We start from the raw sequence: 18,251 nt of genomic DNA on the forward strand, positions 1-18,251 counted from the left end.
CGAGCCCATCATCGGACATCTGAAGGCCGAAGGTCACCTTGGCCGCTGCTATCTCAAAGGCCGCGCCGGCGACGCCGCCAACGTCGTGCTCTCAGCAGTGGGCCACAACTTCCGCCGTATCCTCGCCTGGCTCAGAGAACTCTTATGCCTCTTCCTGATCCAGCTATCGCATACGCTTGCCTGTCCGCTCCCGCTCAATTCGGCTTCTTAACGGACGACTACATTGCAGATGCGAGGTCGCGCCATGGACCTTGCCGCCATCCGGGCTCGGATGGACAACCCCGATTGGCGATCGCGGAGCCAGCTCAGCGCTTGCTGAGAGCCTTGTGGCCTCGGTCGAGCGGGCTGTTGTCGGGCCTCTTTTGAAATGTCGACTGGCCTTTTTCGGCCAGTACCCGGTCCCGCAAGGTTTGCGCGCCTGGGCATTCCGAGCCGACCAGGCCTGCGGCATCGCCTTTAAGGAGCCGCTGGCTTGCCATGCCATGCGGTGAGCGGCTTGCCCGAGCGAGGTTCCGTAGCTGAGAAGGCCGCCGACGCCGGCTTGCTCCAGCGCAAGCACACACATGGCGATTCAACGCGGTCGCGCTGATTCGTTCCGTCCGAGCCGCCTACCGCGGGCGCGAAGTCCAATTCCAGCTAGGAGGGCACGCCGAAGCGCTTCATAAGGCAACTGACGTGACGATGATTAGGGCCGCTGCGCCCTTTCAATCGCTGCCTTTGCTTCTGCCAACGTGCAGCCGTTCGCGGCGCGGTAAAGTGAAACTGCGCGGACCTTCTCGCCGGCTTTGAGCGCGTCCTCTATTTCCGTCGAACCACCCAGCGGTTCATAGCTCACACCGCCCTGCTTCAGAAGTAAATCGAGCTTTGCTTCAACTCTTTCCAGGGTGACAAGTCGCCGCTGCAGGCCTGTCATTTTCAAGCGGAAATAGAACGCGAGCCCCGTGACCATTGCGAGCACAAGGGCGGTAGATCCAGCAATCGTTTCCATGAAGCGCTCTCTTTACTCGGGCGATCCTGCCTCCGCATACGATTCCAGATAGCCGCAGGCCGAGCAGCGATACGTGGCCACCGTAAGCGCCTTCCTGCCGAACATGAACGACTCGCGGTACGTGGCGGGCGGCACTCCCGCAAACCAGAGCAACTGCCCACGCCCCAGGCTGGGAATGAAACCCTGCTCCATGGTCCCCTCGCATTTCGGGCAAGCTTTGTGCTCTGTCATTTCGGGATCGTAGACGGACTACCGAACGTTACAAGCTCCTGAGCAGCGCCCTCCTCTCGTCTGAGCGCCGCGACCGTTCAGTGAGCCAGGCAACATCGGTCCGTGCTCTTCGCGGCAGCTTTTCCTAGGTCTGGCAGCACGCAGGAACGTCTCCGATTTGGCGCGGTTGCCCAGCGGGGCGGCAGAGAACGGCAACGATGCTTGAAACCGATACCTTGCGGTTAAGTGCCCGAACTGCGGCGCCTGGCCGATGGCCGCGAACCGCCGAAAAACCTTTCACCCGGTGTCGAGCTCGAGTTCAGATGCTCGCGGTGCGCTCAGCATGAGCTCGGGCGTTTGCGGCGTCCGAGCTTATCAGGCGCAGCCGAGCGGGTGACGTGAGACCAGCAGCAAAATGGATCTACACGAACAATGGCCGCGGAACGGCCATTCACTTTGCGACTTGACCATCACGAGCGTCGAATTTTCGGAGGAGAGATCATGAAGACCATCTTTGCGGCTGTCTGCCTGCTGTCACTGGCGTTGGCCTCGCCGGTGCAAGCGAAGGGGTGCATCAAGGGCGCGATCGTCGGTGGTGTTGCCGGCCACATGGCGGGTCATGGCAAGCTCGGCGCGGTGGCGGGCTGCGTGGTGGGCCATCATGAGGCTAACAAGCAGAACGGCAACAACCCGAACAACTCGAACGCGCAAGCTCCGTCCGGGCAGAAGTAATCTATCCAGGTTGGCGCCGGGGCTCCTTGGGCCCCCGGCGAGCGCGAGCCTACCGCGGCACTATCCAGACGAGCAGCTCGGGCCGCATCCCCGCCTGGTCGGGAGAAGGTGGATGGCGGCGGCGTGCGTGGCGCAGGCAGCGGTCGGTCGGTCGCTCCGGATCCAGAGGGACCCTTGTCATCGTACCGTTCGCGAGCTCCAGCAGGCGCCGCACGGTGAACGACTCGGCCTTCTCGGCGAGGGTCAAGACCCGGATAGAATTGTTGCTCCATGACGCACCCAGCAATATCACCGTACGTCCGGCCGGCGAGTCAAGGCGCCGGAAGATGCCCCGAGCGGGGCGCCGGTCACGCGGTCGAGGCTACCCGGAGCACGTCCCGCTCTTGGCAAAGATCGCCCACCTTCGCCCGCATCCTCGAGAGCACAGCTCGGCTCAGGCGGTTGCGACGCCGACCCGCTGCGGCATTTGAATTTCGCGCTCCTGGGCGCGGGTCTGCCCGCGCTCCGGGCGATCTCGTTCCGGACCCCAGTGAAGTCTCATAGGGCGCTGAGATCGGCCGGCACGTCGCCGAACTTGCGAATGACGGTGGCGTCTCCGAACTCGCCGGTCGCAGGATCGCCGCTACGGCTGAACGCGACCGCGCCTAGGATGCCGGGCTTGCGAAACCGCGCCTCGGCACGCATCACGGCGGCATTGGCCGAGAAGCACTCCGTCGCCTCGCCGACGGCGATGCCATCGTCGGCGGCGACGAAGGGCAAGGCGACGTAGTAGGTGACCTCGGCCATCTCAGTCGTACCCATCCTTCCGATCGCGCGGGACGTCGAGCCGGCGGCGCGAGTAGCCGGCGGAAACCGAGGCCCGTAGCTCAGCGACCTGTGCCTCCAGGAAGCCGTTAGCGACAAGCAGAGCTTTCACCGCTTCCCACGCATCTCCGCCGCAGGCGGCAATGGCCTGGTCGGCGGCGACCTCCACCTCGAAGGCGGCCGGTTCGCATGGCTCAGGTCGGGTCATCGAAGCAGGTTCTCATTTTGTTCGCAGGAGTCAAGGCTGCGCGGCGTGCGTCATGGCGCCCCGGCCGGCGGCAAGGCACGGATTTCCGTGGATAGCGGCGGCGGTGTCGGAACCGTGTCGCGCCGTTCGTCTTGAGTCAAAGTCCCCGTACCTGGAGCGTTGCGTAGCCATGGCCCCCCCGCGCGAACTGGAAAGGCTTCCTGCGCCTGTCCCTCGTCACCTGCCCGGTGGCGCTCTACCCGGCCACTTCCGAGAGCGAGAAGATCTCGTTCAACCAGCTGAACCGCCAGACTGGCCACCGCATCAAGTACCTCAAGGTCGACGCCGACACCGGCGAGGAGGTCTCGAACGAGGATATCGTCAAGGGCTACCAGCTCGAGAAGGATCAGTTCATCGAGGTTTCCAAGGAAGAGCTCGAAGAGATCGCGCTGGAGTCCACGCGGACCATCGAGATCGACGAGTTCGTCGACAAGGCGGACATCGATCCGCGCTACCTAATCCGCCCCTACTACATCCGTCCGGACGGAAAAGTCGGCCACGACGCCTTCGCGGTGATCCGGGAGACCATCCGCGAGATGGACAAGGTCGCGATCGGGGGTGTGGTGCTGACCAACCGCGAGCACATCATCGCGCTCGAGCCGATGGACAAGGGCCTGGTCGGCACGCTGCTGCGCTATCCTTACGAAGTGCGCAGCGAACACGAATACTTCGACGAGATCCAGGACGTCAAAGTGACCAAGGACATGCTCGATCTCGCCAGGCACATCGTGAACCAAAAAGCGGGCAGCTTCGAGCCGGAGAAGTTCGAGGACCATTATGAAAGCGCGCTGATCGAGCTCATCAATCAGAAGCGGACCGGCAAGCCGATCGTGCCGAAGGATCGGCCGAAAGGCGAGAACGTCGTCGATCTGATGGACGCGCTACGCAAGAGCGTCGGCGCCGCAGCAGCCAAGACCGAGGCACCGAAAAAGCCTGCCAAGAAGACGAAGAAAGCTGCGGCGGCTCAGAAGGAGATGCTGATGCCGATCGCCGGTAAGAAGCTGGCGAAGGAAGCGGTGGCGAAGAAGCCTGCGTCAGGGGCGCGGCGCAAGTCGGCCTGATGTAACGTGAAATATCCAGTGACGCCCGACGGTCGCTACTTCGTCGTCCGTGGCAGGTTGTGGCGCATGGCCAGGCCCGGCCTCGGTGAAGCGGAGCGGACCAGTCTCGTCGGCCATCTGATGAAGGCCCGTCGCGCGGTCCGCGACGCCAAGCGGAGCGCAGACCTCAAGACGGAGGCCGCCGCGCACAAGGCCGTGGACGAGTTCAAACGGAGGCTCGGTGAGAGAGGCCCCGTTTGGTGGGAAGACGGCGCACCCGATCTCAACCGGCACATGGCCAACAACACGACCTACGCCGAATGGTACGCAAAGCTTGGACGCTCACGCTCGGGAGGATCCTGAATTGCCCAAAGCCGCAATCTTCGACATCGACGGAACGCTTTTGGATTCGGTCGATCTCCATGCGCTCGCCTGGCACGAAGCGATGGTGAAGTTCGGCCACGATGTCGGCTTCGAGCAGGCTCGGGGGCAGATAGGCAAGGGAGGCGACAAGTTGATCCCGCACTTCCTGTCCGAAGACGCGCAGCGGGACCATGGCAAGGAGATGGAGGAATGGCGCGGCAACCGGTTCAGGTCCGAGTATCTGCCGCTGGTGCGCCCGTTTTCGGGAGTCCCCGATCTGCTTCGGCGCGTGAGGAATGCCGGCGCCCGGATTGCCGTCGCCTCCTCCGCCAAGAAGGATGAACTTTCCAAGTATCTCGAGATCGCGGGCATCTGCGACCTGGTCGACGTGACGACCTCGTCGGACGACGTCGAGGAATCGAAGCCGGCTCCCGACATCTTCGAAGCGGTCCTGAAGAAGCTTGGGGTCGAGGGCCATGACGCGGTGGCGATCGGTGACACGCCATCCGACGCCAAAGCTGCGAGCAAAGCGAAGATCGCGATCGTCGGCGTGCTGTGCGGCGGCTTCACCGAGAGTTCGCTGAGGCAGGCTGGATGCGTCCAGGTCTATCCCGGCCCGGCCGCCCTGCTTGCCTGCTTCGGGGATTCGCTCCTCGCAAGATGAGCCCCATGGGGGCGGTCATGATCAACGCGAGCCTCGAGGCGGCACCGAGCCGCCTTTTCGCGTACCATCTGGCCGGCTACAATACGCTACGCATAGCGGGGACAGGGTGTTGTTCGACGGATTGTACAAATGCAAGTATCGCGCCGGTGCCGTGCTGAACCGTAGCGTCATGCATGTGCGCGGTGGCCGCATGCTGGGGGGAAACTCGGCTTTCGCCCACGTCGGAAGCTACCAAGAGATCGACGGCGTGATCGTCGGTCGGGTAGCCGGACAGCGCCATGCTCTCAATCCCGAGGTGCGGCAGCTCTACGGTGCGGACGATGACGAGCTGATCCTGCGCGGCCGTGCGGTTGGCGATTCCTATCACTTCGATGCCTCTCCGGTCCGGCTCCCTGATCAAGTGATGCATGCCGTGATGACCAGCTTGGATGAGGAGTCTTTGCCGCCGCCCGGAAAGGTCGGCGACGGTGGCATCCCGAATGGCCTTTACGGGCTGCGCATCCGCGCGCTCGATGGGATTGACGGCGGACTGACCGGTGTGATGCTGCTGGAGGACGGCCGCATGCTGGGCGGAGACGCCTTCTTCTATTATCTCGGTTCTTACTCCTCTGCGGATAACCGCTGGCGCGGTGAAATCGTCAACCAGGAACACACGGCGGCTCGCGACGCGATCTTCGGCGGTTACGAGGTGGGCATCGGCTTTTCGGGCAGCTGCGAGGCCAACGGCGCGATTTGGGAGGCGACGGCGCTGGCCGGAAAACGAAGTTTCCAGCTGGCGGCCGAGATGAAGCTCCTGCACAGGATCTGATAAAGACTTCAGTTCGTGCTCGGGTGACGCCACTGCAATCTGAGATAAAGTCAGCGACCCAGTAGAGCTTGAGCACGGATGAGGGCGCTTTGGCCGAGCACAGGGTGGGTCCGAGCAGCTTCGCATAGGAACGGCCACGGCACCGTGCGGTTGGTGCTGGTTAATTGAAAATGCGCCGATGCATTTGGTCCGACCAGCAGATAGCCGCAGAAGGATCTCCGCAGGATCGATCCTGACCTCGGTTCTGGCCTGTTGGGCGGGATTGCTGATCCTCCACGCGCCCAGTTGTGACGAGTTTGAGCACATCCCGCCTGGCGGCGTTCCATGATCATACCGACGGTCGAGATCATCGCAGGAATTGTCCTGGTCGTCCTCGCCCTTCGCGATGTATTCGACACGGTGGTGGTGCCCGGAGAGAGCCGAGGCGCGCTCCGCGTGGCGCGGCGGCTGCTCGCCATCATGCTTCCGGTTTGGAAGTGGGCCCGCCGCGGCAAGAGCGGGGTCTCCACCAGCTTTGCGCCGGCGATCCTCATGGGCTCCTTCCTCATCTGGATGGTCCTTTTGTGGCTGGGCTTCGGCCTGATCGCGCATGCTCTGGCGATTGGTTCGCGCCGCCAGCCGATTTCCAGGAGGCACTGTTCATCGTCGGAAGCGCATTGTGCACGGTGGGACTGAGCGGCATTGAGGCCCATGGCCCAGCCCGCTGGGCCCTCATCCTGGCCGGCCTTTCGGGCCCTCTCGGTCCTGACAATGGCTGTTACTTACCTCCTCCAGGTACAAGAGGGTATTTCCCGCCGCGATGCCGGAATTCTCAAACTTACGACGGCTGCGGGTCAGCCGCCCTCGGCTCTCAGACTGCTGGAGCGTTACGCCGACCTCGACTCTCCGGAGGAGATCAGGCGCGTGCTTTACAAAGGACGGGACCGGTGCGCCACCGTCCTGCAGAGCCATGCTTCCCATCCATCCCTGATCTACTTTCGATCGGTTGGCGTCGGCTCGGGTTGGCCTGCAACGCTCGGGGCCATGCTGGACCTCGCGCTGATGTTCGAACTGCTGATCGAGGACCGCGAGAGCCGAGCGCCGGCGATCCTGCTCCGAAGCGAAGGATTGCGCCTCATCGACGATCTGAATGGACTGATCGGCCTTGAGGCAAAATCTGACGACACCACTGATGCGGCAGTTCCGCGCGTGTGCGCCCGCTTGACGGCGGCTGGCTACAAGGTGCGTTCGCAGGTCGACGCAGCAGAGTTCGCGCAGCAGCGGCGAAAGCACGCTGGCCGGGTGCTTGCCGCTGCTGAGCATCTTGGCACCACGGCGGCACCCCTGATCCCTTGATCGTCGACAGCGGCATCGGACCGTGGGTTGTTGGTCCGGTTCAGTCGGGCGGGCATTCAGGGCAGGTATCGCCGATCGAGTCCAGCACTCCGCGGAGCTCAGCGACAGCCTGATCCGGAGACAAGCCGTCTGGAGGCTCCTGCCTGGCGATGTCCAACGCGCGGTCGCGGGCGTGAGGGTCGTCGGCCCGGTCCATTGCCCAGCCATGCTCCTCACGTTCGTGGATGGCGCCCGCCTCCTGCAACACGCTGAGCGCCCATCCGCGCCGCGTTCTGATCGCCGGCCGTCTTTCCTTCGTCATCAGCATCGAGCTTGCTCCTGCCGGGACGAATCCTTCGGACCGCCGGCTCGTTCCTGGCGGTTAGCACGGGTCAGGGATTCCGAAATGCAGAGGCTCCGGCTTGTCCACCTGTTCCGCGCGGCTGTGGACGAAGGCTGAAATGAAGCTCGGCTTGATCGGCGGGCACAATAGTCGCGAGACGGCCTCGACCAGCTCAGGTCTTCCGCTTCATGGTGTTGTTCCAGCGATTTTGGCTTGGCGCGCAGCACCCCACGGCCTCCTCGGCCACTAGGTTGCCGGCCGGCCCCAGCACGGCAGGTGGCTGCTAGATCGTGCTTGCGGCCGGCATTTCGCCGGAGCCGCTGGCGCTGATGTGGGCCCGTGCAGCCGAGGCCTGAGCGATCAGGCCCGCTGAATGACGATCCGCCAGTCCTGCACCGGTCGGCCCGAGATAGGCCCGCGGCCCTCGATCGTGCGTACGATCCGGAGGCCCCGGCCGCGACGCTGGGGCCTACCTTCAACCTCGTCGGCTCTCGGCGGCATGATCACTCGATCCCAGGCGGCAATACGCAGCGTTTCAGTTCGGCCGCTTTCTGCGAAGATGACAGGGTATGAAGTGGCCCGGCGACTAGGAGTGACAGGCCTGGCAGCGCACCTACTCGGCGGGACGGTCTGGGCTTTGGCGGTTTCGGCCTCCATCGGCTTCCCCTCGCCGGAAGTATGATGGGCTCGCAAGTGCTCTACCCATCCTACGAGCACTAAGCTCGACGGCGATGCCTGCAGCTTAGGCATCGCCGTTATTCTCAACCGTCTACTTCTCGCTCTTGTACGACTGGTTCTTTGCGATCGTCACCCAGCGGCCGTTCTTGATCTGGCCAATGGTCGCGGCGGACACGCCGAGATGATTGTCCTTGGAGAAGGACACCGGCGCGCCACCGAAGATGTCTTCGAAGACCTTGCCGGATTCCATCGCAGCGATGAGAGAATCCGTCGTCAGGTTCTTGCCGGCGAGGCCGGCATAGAACGCGAACGCCATGGCGCCGTCATAGCCCGAGGTTGATTGCAGATTGGGATCGATGCCGAACATCTTGCGATAAGCTTCGATGAATTCCTTCACCTTGGCCGTTGCAGTATCTGGATAGAAAATCTCGGTCTGACCGACTCCGAAAATGCCTTCGGTGGCGTCCTTGCCGAGATCGTGCAGGTCAGGCACGTAGCTCGGTGACGACACCACGTAAAGCGGCGTCCAGCCGAGCTTCTTGGCGGCGGTGACGATGCCGACGGACTCGCGGACCACGGAGCCGAGCGCAACGAGATCGCAGCCGTCCGCCTTCATGCGCGCAACCTGCGAGTTGAAGTCGGTTGCACCGCGCTTGAACGACACGCGGGTGGCCTCGGGCACCTTCAAGTCCTTCAGCTGATCGGAATAGGCATCGGTAAAATTCTTTCCCATCTCGTCGTCCTGATAGACGATGCAGGGCTTCTTGATGCCGTTCTTCTCCATCACGTATTTGATGCCTAGGCGCATCGTGTCGTAGTAGGGGCTAAACATGTTGAACTTCAGCCTGTCCTCGGGCTTGGCCGGATCCATCTTGAAGGTGAATTCGGCGGCCGTGATCGGGAATAGATGGGTCAGGCCGGCGCCCTGCACCAGCGGCATCGGCGCCAGCGTCGTGGCCGAGCCCATCGCGGACACGATCGAGAACGCCTTGTCGAGCTCGATCAGCTTCTGCGTCTGCAGCACGGCCTTCTTCGGATCGTAGCTGTCGTCCTCCAGAATGAGCTTGATCTTGCGGCCGTTGATGCCGCCGGCGGCATTGATCTGCTCGACTGCGAGCTTCATGCCCGAGGAAGCAGGAACGCCCCATGACTTGATCGGCCCGGAGAGGTCCATATGCGTGCCGATCACGATCTCCGTGTCGGTGACGCCCTGCGTCTTGAACTGTGCGAGCGCGGGCTGCGCCGGCAATCCCGTGAGCGCGACGATCGCCGCTGACAAAAGGAAACGTAACGTCATGGTATACCTCCAGGGCTTTCGGTTATGCGCTCTGTGAAATGGCGCTTGCTGTTACGGAATGTTCTCTAGGACGCAGCAATCGTCTACGCAGCACGAGCATGGCGCTCATCTCGGGGTCGCCAGGACCGAGCGAACGCTCGATCAAGGTGAAATCGTCGATTTTTACGGGCGCCCGCGCGTTGGTCTGCGCGATCACGCGGCCGATCAGTGTGCGGATGTCGTCGGAGCGGCAAAGGCTGAGGAAGTGCGTGAATGGAATGCTGTTGTCCTGCGCGAACTTGATGACGGAATCAGCGTCCATCAACACCGCAGCGATCACCCTTCCCTTGTCATCGCGATGCAGGAAGGCATCGGCGACGTAGGGCGATGTCACGAGATCGGCTTCGCTTCTGAGCGATGCGGGGCCGCTGTCGAGCTGATCCGCGGCACGTCCCGCGGGATGCAGCTGGCCGGCATGGACGACATCGCCGCTATGCCACCAGCCGTCGCGAACCGCGTTCTCAGTCTCGCCCGCGTAACCAACAAACAGCGTATCGGACGTTAGCCGGATTTCGCCTGATACCAGCGTCTCCAGCGTCACGCCATCGAGCGTTCTGGGCGTGCCGCGATGCGGAGCCAACGTCACGGCCCCGCCGGATTCGGCCTGGCCATAGGCATCGGTAAGCGGCCGCCGGATCGCCGCGAACCAGGCGCCAACATCGGTGCGCGCCGGCGCCCCGGTCGTGAGGCACAGTCGTGCCCGCGATAGACCGAGGCGAGTGCGGACCGGCGTCAGGACCAAGGCATCGAGAATGGGGCTCGGTCCGTCGCTTCCGGGCTTCACGGCCAGCGCGACCATGCGGCGCTGAAACTTCGTCGCCTCCGCCGCAGCGAGTTCGACACCGGACTTCAGCTTCGCCCACACGCGCGGCGGCGCCTGCACGACGGTCGGCTGCAATTCCCTGAGATCGGCGAGCACGGTCTCGCGGCTCTCGGGGAAATTGATGATACAGCCCGCGAGCAGCGAGGCGTAGACGCCGACCACGCGCTCCATCACATGATACAGCGGCGTCAACGAGAGGCGTTCGTCGCACGCGCTCAGCTGCAGTTCACTGGCGGCCCGCGCAGCCTGCCGGCCGAGCGCGGCCTGCGTGAGCAGGGCTCCGCGCGCCGGGGCCGTAACGCCCGATGTCATCACGATCGCGGTGATCGCGGCCGCGGCAGGCGCAGGAAGCGTCTCGGCGCCCGCGCCGCGAGCCTGCAGCTCCGCCAGCGTCATCACGTGGTCCACGCGCGCGCCGTCATCCCATTGCTCGTGCATGAGGACGATCAGCCGCAATCCCGGGCAGCGATCCCGGATGCCGAGCGCCCGGTGCAGATGCGCATCGCCGGCGACGAAGAGAATGGTGACCCCGAACAGATCGACGAGCCGCGCCAGCTCCTCACCATTTGCGTCCGCGTCGAGCCCCGCCGAAATGCCGCCGGCGGCCATGATGCCGAGATCGGCGAGCACCCAATCCGCGCAGGTCTCGCCGCAGATGGCCGCGACGTCGTTGTCCCGCAAACCGACCGCGCGCAGGCCGCGCGCGATCGCGGCGATACGCGTCGCGGTCTCCGTGCCGCTGAGCGGCTGCCAAAGCCCGTAACGCTTCGAGCGCATGACGGTCGCCGTGCCGTGCGCCGCGAGGGCCGTGGCAAGACGTGCCGAGAGTGCCTCGTTTTCAGCGCCCGCCATGACCACCTTCACTCTGCATACCCAGATAGAATTCGCGGACTTGGTCGGACTGGAGCAGATTGGCGCAAGTGTCGTGCATCACCACGCGGCCGACCTCGAGCACGTAGCCGTAATGCGCCGTCTCCAGTGCCATCTTGGCGTTCTGCTCGACTAGCAGAATCGAGACTCCCTCCTCCGCATTGAGCCGGCGGATGATCGTGAAGATCTCCTTCACCAGCAACGGCGAGAGCCCGAGCGACGGCTCGTCCAGCAGCAGCACTTTCGGGCGGCTCATCAGGGCCCGGCTGATTGCCAGCATCTGCTGCTGGCCGCCGGAGAGCTGGCCCGCGATCTGGCTTTGCCGTTCGCGCAGCACCGGGAAATAGTCGAACACCTTCTCCAGATCACTGGCGATGGTCTTGCTGTCCTTGCGGATGTAGGCGCCCATCCGCAGATTGTCGCGGACGGAGAGGAATGGAAACACCTCGCGTCCCTCCGGCACGTGACTGATGCCGAGCCGGACGACCTTGTCCGGCTCCATCGAACGGATCTTGCGCCCCTCGAACTCGACGGTTCCCTTTATGGGATCGAGCACGCCGGAGATGGTCTTGAGAATGCTGGTCTTGCCGGCGCCGTTGGCACCGAGCACGGTGACGATCTGCCCCTGCCTCAGATCGAGGCTGATGCCGCGGATCGCGGTAATCGGCCCGTAGGTGCTCTCGACGTTGGCGAGACGGAGGATTGGTTGCGCGTCCATCGTCATGTCCCGAGATAGGCTGCAATGACATCCGGGTGGCCCTGGACCTCCGCGGCCGTGCCGAGCGCCATCATCTTCCCGTAGTTCAGCGCGAGCACGCGGTTGGAGACGCGGCTGACCAGTGACATGTCATGCTCGACCATCAGCACGGTGACGCGGAGACGACGGTTGATCTCCAGGATCCACTCCGCCATGGCATTGGTTTCCTCAACGTTGAGGCCTGACGAGGGCTCGTCGAGCAGCAGCAGCGTCGGACCGACACACAGCGCGCGGGCAACCTCGATCACCTTGCGGACGCCATAGGGAAGCGCGCCGATCGTGATGTCGCGGTATCTTTGCAGCCGCAACACGTCCATGACCTCCTCGGCCGCGCGACGGTGCGCGACTTCCTCCGCGCGAACCTTCTTCGTGCGGAGAATGTCCTGCCAAGCCCGCGTGGTCGAGTGCCGGTGTCGGCCGACTAAAAGGTTTTGCAAGGTGGAGGCGCTCTCGAACAGCTCGATGTTCTGGAACGTACGGGCGATGCCGCGCCCGGCGATCTGCTGCGCCGAAAGACGCGTGACGTCCTCGTCGCGGAAGATGATCTGTCCCGCGCTCGGCGTGTAGAGCCGGCTGATGAGGTTGAACAGCGTGGTCTTGCCCGCTCCGTTCGGCCCGATGATAGTGAAGACCTCGCCCTCGTTAATCCCGAACGAGACGTTGTCCACGGCCGTGAGACCGCCGAACTTCACAGTCAGGTTCTTGACGTCGAAGAAGGTCATCGGCGCTCGGACTTCAGGAACATGCGGGGTGGGCGCGCGCTGCGTTGGCGCGCCAGCGGAAATTGCTTGAAATAGGCCTTCACGCGCTGCCAGCGGCCGTCGAGGCCCATCGGCTCGTAGATGATGAAGACGATGATGATGATGCCGAAGATCAGCGACTTCAGGCCGGGCGCGTTAACGACGCGAAGGACGCCGGTCTGAACGGCCTGGGTCACGGTCTCCGGCAGGAACAGACCGTGCATAATGGTCTCGCTCCACACCGGCACCTTGTCCTTGAGGATGATCAGCAACGGATCGGCCATGATCATGAAGATCGCGCCGAACACCGCGCCACGGAGGCTCACCAGCCCGCCGACGATGATGATCATGACGAAATCGATCGAGACAGCCAGGCTGAACATTTCCGGTGAGATGAACGATATCTTGTGCGCATAGAGAGCACCCGCGATTCCCGTGATGCCGGCCGATAGCGCGAAGGCCGTGGTCTTGTAGCGCGCGGTGTCAATGCCCATGCTGCGCGCGGCGGTCTCGGAATCTCGGATGGCCATGAAGGAGCGTCCGGTCGAGGACCGGATGATGTTGATGGCGGCGAGGATCACCAGCACGGTGACGAGCAGACAGAGGTAATAGAAGCCTTCGGTGCCGAGCTTCAGCCCGAACACGCTCGGCGGCGGCAGCATCAATCCCTCATTGCCGTGGGTGACGCTCTCCCATCGCGCGATGATCTCCTCGACAATGAAGGCAAAGGCGAGCGTGGCAATGGCGAGATAGATCCCGTGCAGGCGAAGCGCCGGCAGCCCGACAAGGTAGCCGGCGATCCCTGTGAAGACACCGGCGAGCGGGAGATAGAGCACCAGCGGAACGCCGTGCTTCTGCGCCACCGCGGTGAAATAGGCGCCGATGGCGAGAAAGGCGGCGTGACCGATCGAGACCTGCCCAGCCTGCCCGGACAGGATATTCAGCGCCACGCCGACGATGGCGTAGATCATGATGAACACGAGTTGGCTGAGATAATAAGACTCGATCACGTAGGGCGCAGCAATCAGCCCTGCGAGCAGAACAGCGTACCAGAACACTGCGGCCTTTGACGGGAACAGCGGATCGCTGTCGCCGTAACCGGTGCGGACATGGTGCGCCATGCCTTAAACCTTCTTGACGGCGTTGAGGCCGAACAGGCCCTGCGGCTTCCACAGTAGCACCGCGAGCAGCACGACATAGGCCGCGACGTCCTTGAATCCCTCAGGCAGATAGAAGCCGGACAAGGATTCGACGATGCCGATGGTGATGCCGCCGGCGACCGCCCCGGGAATCGAGCCGAAGCCGCCGAGCACGGCCGCAGGAAATGCCTTGATGCCAAGAAAGCCGAGATTTGCGTGGACCAGCGTGATCGGCGCCAGCAAGATCCCGGCGGCGCACGCGACCATCGCGGAGAGGCTCCAGATCAGCGAGAACATCCGCTTGACCGGGATGCCCATGTAATACGCCGCGAGCATGTTCTGCGACGTCGCCTGCATCGCGATGCCGACCCGGGTGTAGCGGAAGAAGGCGTAGAGCGCGGCGCAGAGCAGCACCGTCGCAACGATGATGGAAAGCGCGTCCCAGGCGATGACGAGCTTGCCGACCGTCAAGACGCCGTCGGTGAATGGGGTCTCGATCCGCAGATCGTCCGTGCCCCAGATGATGCCGACGAGCGCCCGGATCACGAGCCCAAGACCAATCGTCGCCATCACGATCGAGAATTGCGGATAACCGAGGATGGGACGAAGCACGAGCCGTTCCATGATCGCGCCGAGGATCGCCATCGCGATCACGCACAGCAGGAACGACAACCAGTAATTCAGCCCAAGCGTCGTGATGAAGGTGACCGACATGAAGGCACCGAGCATCATGATTTCGCCCTGCGCAAAATTCACCACTTCGGTCGCCTTGTAAATCAGGACGAACCCAAGGGCGATCAGCCCGTAGACGCACCCCAACGCGACGCCGCTAATCAATTGCTGCGTGAAATCGAGCATTTCCGTCCCAGTGGCGCGTTGGCCTGATTTTTTTCGATATGAGGACGGTCGATGTTGTTAGTCAAGCAGCTAATCAAATTCGACGCTGCGACCATCGCATGAGGCGTGACAGCACGCTCAATCGTCCCGTGCAGCGCCTTACCACAAGACAGCGGAAGTGCCGCCTCGGCCTTCTACGACCACACGTGGAGCTTGTAGGGATTGGTAGAGCGCAGCGAAATCCTTTGGCTTTCTTTTGGAAGAGCGATGACCGGTTTCGCTCCGCTCTACCCATCCTACGAACTGCCGCCTGGTGACAGCCCTCGCTCTACTCCTTCTTCGTTCGATAATCGCCGAAGGTCGTATCGCGCTGGTCGAGGAGATCTTTAACGCTGCTGCCGTCGCGGCGAAAACTGCCCATGTAGGCCCTGCTCGCCTCCGTGGTGAAGGCCAGCGCCTGAATCTCGGTGCCGGCGCGAATGGCAGCGCGGGCGCCCATGATTTCCATCGCGCGATGGACGCTGCGCTTATTGAGCTGCTGCAGCTCGACCGGCACCTTGGCGGCGCGCTCGGCGAAATCGAGCGTCTTCTCGTCGAGTTCGGCGAGCGGGAACGACCGCGTCGCGTACCCCCAATCGGCAGCTTCGCGGCCGGACATCGCATCGCCAGTCAGCATCAGTTCCATGGCGCGGCGCATGTCGACCAGCCAGGGATGATATTGCATGTCGGGCGGACTCATCAGACGCACTGGCGGATATCCGATCTGCGCATCGTCGGCGACGTAGACGACGTCGCAGGCGGTGGCGAGCTCGGTGCGGCTAACCGGGAGATCGAGGACTACGTACTCTTGCCTGCACCGTTGAGCTCAGGACGCTACGTCTGGCTCTCATCTGATTCCCTTCGTCGACGTCGGGGCGCGCTTTACGAGGAAAAGGGGGCATTGTTCGGTGCCATCACGGCAACGCTGGCAAAAACCAACCGTGCCGCCCCAACCAGCTCAGAACCGTCGAAACAGCGATCGAAATCAGGCCGGCCCAAAGCCAGGGGCTTCGGCGGGCGGCGCTCACGGTGCGGAGATACAAGATCGCTCCGATGAGCGTGCCGTAGTTCCTTCGGAAGTCACCATTCAGCTTCGCGATCTTGGACAGTTCCGAGGATGTATCGACGTCATTCGCCACCGGGCTGGCTCCTTCGTCTGCTAGGACCAGCGCCTTATGAACCACTGTTTTGCCCGACGGAGCAAGTGATATTTCTATTTACCAGAAATTGACCTGAACGCCGCGGCTAACGAACTGCTGTCAAGATCGACTAGATTCGCTGATATCGGCCACAGGGTGCGGATCCTGGCAGCTTTTCGTATCAGAGGCCTTACGCTGCTTCAGCGCTGTGTCTCTCTTCGCTCCGCTTCCGATTGATGAGATTCAGCAACTGCGCCGAGGCCCTCGCATCGCACAAGGCGCGATGGTGATTCTTAAGGTCTATGCCGTAGATCTCGCAAAGCTTTCCAAGTCCGTAGGATTTGTGTCCCGGATATCGCCGCCGCATTCCGGCGCACGTGCAGAGCTTCGGGAATCTGAAGCGTCGCCCAATCCGCTCGAATTCGTAGGCCATGAAACCGTAGTCGAAGCTGACATTATGGGCAACGAAAATACCGTCCGCCATAAACTCCATGAATCGGTCCGCTACCTCCGCGAACACAGGTGCGTCCCGAACCATTTCGTTCGTGATGCCGGTCAGCTGAACGATCTTTGCGGGAATGGAACGCTGAGGATTGATGAGAGAATGCCACTCGTCGACGACACAGTGATTGCGAATCTTCACCGCGCCGATCTCGGTGATGCGATCGCCATTCGACCAGGAGCCAGTCGTCTCGATGTCGACCACCACGTAGTCCTGCTCGGGGTCGAAACGATAATCCACCCGACCGATCTCGGCCATGATCCCGGCGGCCCCGAGCTGGCGGAGGCGGGTCAGCTGATTGCGGCGGATCACGTCCCCCTCGGCCTTGACCTCCATAAAGGACGCTTTGCCGTCCTGCACCAACATCAGGTCGGGGAAACCGTCCCGCATTCCCCGGAAGTCGTCGCACATGCTGCCGACAATGGTGGCGACGGCGCCCGGACTCGATCCTTCGAGCAGCGCCCGCAGAGCTTCCACCTGCACGTGATCCCAGCTGAAGATCCCGTTCGGGCGGCCCCATCTCGCTGCGACGGTGCGCAGGATCAACGGAAGGGCAGACCCGGACGCGATGGCCGCCAGCTTCTCGTCGATCATCGCGGCGAAGAGCCGGCGGAAGCTGCGGTCCTTCAGGCAGTGAGGTAGCCAATCGAACCCGCTGGGCATCCGGGTGCTCTCAAAGAGCTCGTCCCAGAAGAGCAGGCCGAACAGGGTGTGCCACAGCACATTCTCGGTGAAATAGACCTTCGTACCCTCGCGCCGCAGCACGCCGGCGACGCCCGCCTCGGGATTGCCGCGATGAGTGTCGTCTACGGTGATCGTGCGGCCGGACCGCAGAAGTTCGGTGTGGAGACCTGTGCGCCGTCCGCCGAACTTGCGGGCGTAGAAGTCGGTAGCGAAAAGGTGTTCTTCGTCGCTGGCAGGATCATCGATCATCCGCTGCAGCAGCGCTTCGGCCTCTGTCTTATCGCCGGCATTGTAGAGCAATCGGACCAGGCGCTCGTTGCAGTCCGGCGACGACCCCGCCCGGTAGAGCTGACGGGCAAGGTCGCTTTCGCCTGCTTTTTCGAAGAAGAGTCCCGTCTGATGCGCGGCTCGGCTGCGGAGATCGCCGGCAAACTGAGTCCCGCAGGCGGGCCCAGAGAGCAGCTCGACGGCGGCCCGTCTATGGACAGGCTCCGTTCCGACCTCGAGGCTGTCGAGGATCTGGCTGTAGTGGAACGAGGCGAGCGCCTCCTCGGCATCGGTGAAGCGCGCGCTGAACGAGGTCTCTCGGTTGGTGCGTAGGATCCCCAAATCGCGCAGCGCGAAGTTCTTCAGGTTCACCTCGGTCTTGCCGAAATACAGGTAGAGCAGGAACTCGATGGGCCGCGTCCCGTCGAGCGCGATGAAGTTGCGGGCCCCGCAGTGGTGCGCGGCGACCGAAAAGGGGATGCGCTCCAGATAGTAATCGATGAACTTTGGCTTGGACCAGGATTTGCGGACCTCTCCTCGCCCGGCCGCGTGCGCTCCGGTGACGAGGACGTCCTTCGGTAGGCATGAGACGAAGTCCGCATAGTCCGCCTCGCCGAGCTCGCGCGCGTGACCGGCCGCGGTCAGGTCGGATGCCGCCCGCTCGACGTCATCGATCTCGGGGTAGTTGAACAGGGATCGGTTGAATATGGCACCGCGCCTGTTGATCATGCGGACCAGGAGGCATCGCGCATCTCTCGAAAGGCCCCCGAACCGCGCCATGAAGGCGTGATGCTCCGGACCAAGCACGGGAGCGTACGTCCGCTGCACGAACCCCAGCATTTCGGCGAAGTGGTCGAGATAATAGTAGACCGGCAGTTGCGGCAGTTTGGCCAAGCGGACCTTCGTGACTAGGAATCGTTCGTTCTA

The 18,251-nt window shown here is 62.9% G+C and carries 19 protein-coding genes and 3 pseudogenes; 8 read left to right on the forward strand and 14 right to left on the reverse strand.

All coding sequences use genetic code 11. The annotated features are described in order from the left end of the window. Positions 1 to 211 (forward strand): annotated as a pseudogene (locus IVB42_RS06495) (IS5/IS1182 family transposase); the annotation flags it as partial. A 474-nt stretch (positions 212 to 685) separates the two neighbouring features. Here the strand turns inward: IVB42_RS06495 and IVB42_RS06500 are convergent. Together IVB42_RS06500 and IVB42_RS06505 are read right to left on the reverse strand one after the other, a co-directional pair. After that, positions 686 to 988 (reverse strand): hypothetical protein, encoded by a 303-nt coding sequence (locus tag IVB42_RS06500; protein ID WP_155809816.1) that lies wholly within the window; start codon positions 986 to 988, stop codon positions 686 to 688. Between the two features lie 12 nt (positions 989 to 1,000). After that, on the reverse strand, positions 1,001 to 1,219 hold the full coding sequence (locus IVB42_RS06505) for a PF20097 family protein (RefSeq protein ID WP_027568267.1): 219 nt from the start codon (positions 1,217 to 1,219) through the stop codon (positions 1,001 to 1,003). 480 nt (positions 1,220 to 1,699) lie between these two features. Here IVB42_RS06505 and IVB42_RS06510 point away from each other — a divergent pair, with 480 nt between their 5' ends. Continuing rightward, a complete protein-coding gene (locus IVB42_RS06510; RefSeq protein ID WP_027568266.1) occupies positions 1,700 to 1,930 on the forward strand; it encodes a hypothetical protein in 231 nt (76 codons plus the stop codon). Between the two features lie 537 nt (positions 1,931 to 2,467). Here the strand turns inward: IVB42_RS06510 and IVB42_RS06515 are convergent. Both IVB42_RS06515 and IVB42_RS06520 read right to left on the reverse strand, forming a co-directional pair. After that, complete coding sequence (locus tag IVB42_RS06515; protein ID WP_247370626.1) at positions 2,468 to 2,716, reverse strand: hypothetical protein; 249 nt, start codon at positions 2,714 to 2,716, stop codon at positions 2,468 to 2,470. A gap of 1 nt (position 2,717) precedes the next feature. Beyond that, positions 2,718 to 2,942 carry a hypothetical protein gene (locus tag IVB42_RS06520; protein WP_247370335.1) on the reverse strand — a complete coding sequence of 75 codons (225 nt, stop codon included), beginning with the start codon at positions 2,940 to 2,942 and terminating at the stop codon, positions 2,718 to 2,720. A gap of 176 nt (positions 2,943 to 3,118) precedes the next feature. Between IVB42_RS06520 and IVB42_RS06525 the strand changes: the two are divergent. From IVB42_RS06525 to IVB42_RS06550, 6 genes and pseudogenes are all read left to right on the forward strand, one after another. Further along, a pseudogene (locus tag IVB42_RS06525) lies at positions 3,119 to 4,042 on the forward strand (Ku protein); the annotation flags it as partial. A gap of 6 nt (positions 4,043 to 4,048) precedes the next feature. After that, entirely contained in the window at positions 4,049 to 4,384 is a 336-nt protein-coding gene (locus tag IVB42_RS06530; RefSeq protein WP_247370341.1) for a hypothetical protein, read from the forward strand. Between the two features lies 1 nt (position 4,385). Next, the gene (locus IVB42_RS06535; RefSeq protein ID WP_247370345.1) at positions 4,386 to 5,048 is read left to right on the forward strand and encodes an HAD family hydrolase; all 663 of its coding nucleotides are present in this window, start codon (positions 4,386 to 4,388) and stop codon (positions 5,046 to 5,048) included. A gap of 109 nt (positions 5,049 to 5,157) precedes the next feature. Then, entirely contained in the window at positions 5,158 to 5,856 is a 699-nt protein-coding gene (locus IVB42_RS06540) for a GrlR family regulatory protein (RefSeq protein ID WP_247370348.1), read from the forward strand. Positions 5,857 to 6,180: 324 nt separating this feature from the next. Further along, on the forward strand, positions 6,181 to 6,531 hold the full coding sequence (locus IVB42_RS06545; RefSeq protein WP_247370351.1) for a hypothetical protein: 351 nt from the start codon (positions 6,181 to 6,183) through the stop codon (positions 6,529 to 6,531). 15 nt (positions 6,532 to 6,546) lie between these two features. After that, positions 6,547 to 7,191: a hypothetical protein gene (locus IVB42_RS06550; protein WP_247469922.1), complete on the forward strand. Its 645-nt coding sequence runs from the start codon at positions 6,547 to 6,549 to the stop codon at positions 7,189 to 7,191. Between the two features lie 40 nt (positions 7,192 to 7,231). Here IVB42_RS06550 and IVB42_RS06555 read toward each other — a convergent pair whose 3' ends face one another. From IVB42_RS06555 to IVB42_RS06600, 10 genes and pseudogenes are all read right to left on the reverse strand, one after another. Further along, entirely contained in the window at positions 7,232 to 7,498 is a 267-nt protein-coding gene (locus IVB42_RS06555; RefSeq protein WP_247370357.1) for a hypothetical protein, read from the reverse strand. A gap of 784 nt (positions 7,499 to 8,282) precedes the next feature. Continuing rightward, the gene (locus IVB42_RS06560; protein WP_247370359.1) at positions 8,283 to 9,488 is read right to left on the reverse strand and encodes an ABC transporter substrate-binding protein; all 1,206 of its coding nucleotides are present in this window, start codon (positions 9,486 to 9,488) and stop codon (positions 8,283 to 8,285) included. Between the two features lie 22 nt (positions 9,489 to 9,510). Beyond that, on the reverse strand, positions 9,511 to 11,202 hold the full coding sequence (locus IVB42_RS06565; RefSeq protein ID WP_051462851.1) for an AMP-binding protein: 1,692 nt from the start codon (positions 11,200 to 11,202) through the stop codon (positions 9,511 to 9,513). Then, on the reverse strand, positions 11,189 to 11,938 hold the full coding sequence (locus IVB42_RS06570) for an ABC transporter ATP-binding protein (protein WP_247370362.1): 750 nt from the start codon (positions 11,936 to 11,938) through the stop codon (positions 11,189 to 11,191). Before IVB42_RS06570 ends, IVB42_RS06565 begins: the two co-directional genes overlap by 14 nt. Positions 11,939 to 11,940: 2 nt before the next feature. Beyond that, on the reverse strand, positions 11,941 to 12,699 hold the full coding sequence (locus IVB42_RS06575; RefSeq protein WP_247370364.1) for an ABC transporter ATP-binding protein: 759 nt from the start codon (positions 12,697 to 12,699) through the stop codon (positions 11,941 to 11,943). Continuing rightward, a complete protein-coding gene (locus tag IVB42_RS06580; protein WP_247469924.1) occupies positions 12,696 to 13,838 on the reverse strand; it encodes a branched-chain amino acid ABC transporter permease in 1,143 nt (380 codons plus the stop codon). Before IVB42_RS06580 ends, IVB42_RS06575 begins: the two co-directional genes overlap by 4 nt. 3 nt (positions 13,839 to 13,841) lie before the next feature. Next, positions 13,842 to 14,714, reverse strand: a complete 873-nt coding sequence (locus IVB42_RS06585) for a branched-chain amino acid ABC transporter permease (RefSeq protein ID WP_027568253.1) — start codon at positions 14,712 to 14,714, stop codon at positions 13,842 to 13,844. Positions 14,715 to 15,021: 307 nt separating this feature from the next. Beyond that, positions 15,022 to 15,492 (reverse strand): annotated as a pseudogene (locus IVB42_RS06590) (enoyl-CoA hydratase-related protein); the annotation flags it as partial. A gap of 154 nt (positions 15,493 to 15,646) precedes the next feature. Further along, on the reverse strand, positions 15,647 to 15,871 hold the full coding sequence (locus tag IVB42_RS06595; protein WP_247370368.1) for a hypothetical protein: 225 nt from the start codon (positions 15,869 to 15,871) through the stop codon (positions 15,647 to 15,649). Between the two features lie 190 nt (positions 15,872 to 16,061). Continuing rightward, entirely contained in the window at positions 16,062 to 18,218 is a 2,157-nt protein-coding gene (locus tag IVB42_RS06600) for an exonuclease domain-containing protein (RefSeq protein ID WP_247398951.1), read from the reverse strand. Between the last annotated feature and the right edge of the window lie 33 nt (positions 18,219 to 18,251).

The organism is Bradyrhizobium sp. 45 (genome assembly GCF_023073155.1).
Taxonomy (GTDB): domain Bacteria; phylum Pseudomonadota; class Alphaproteobacteria; order Rhizobiales; family Xanthobacteraceae; genus Bradyrhizobium; species Bradyrhizobium canariense_D.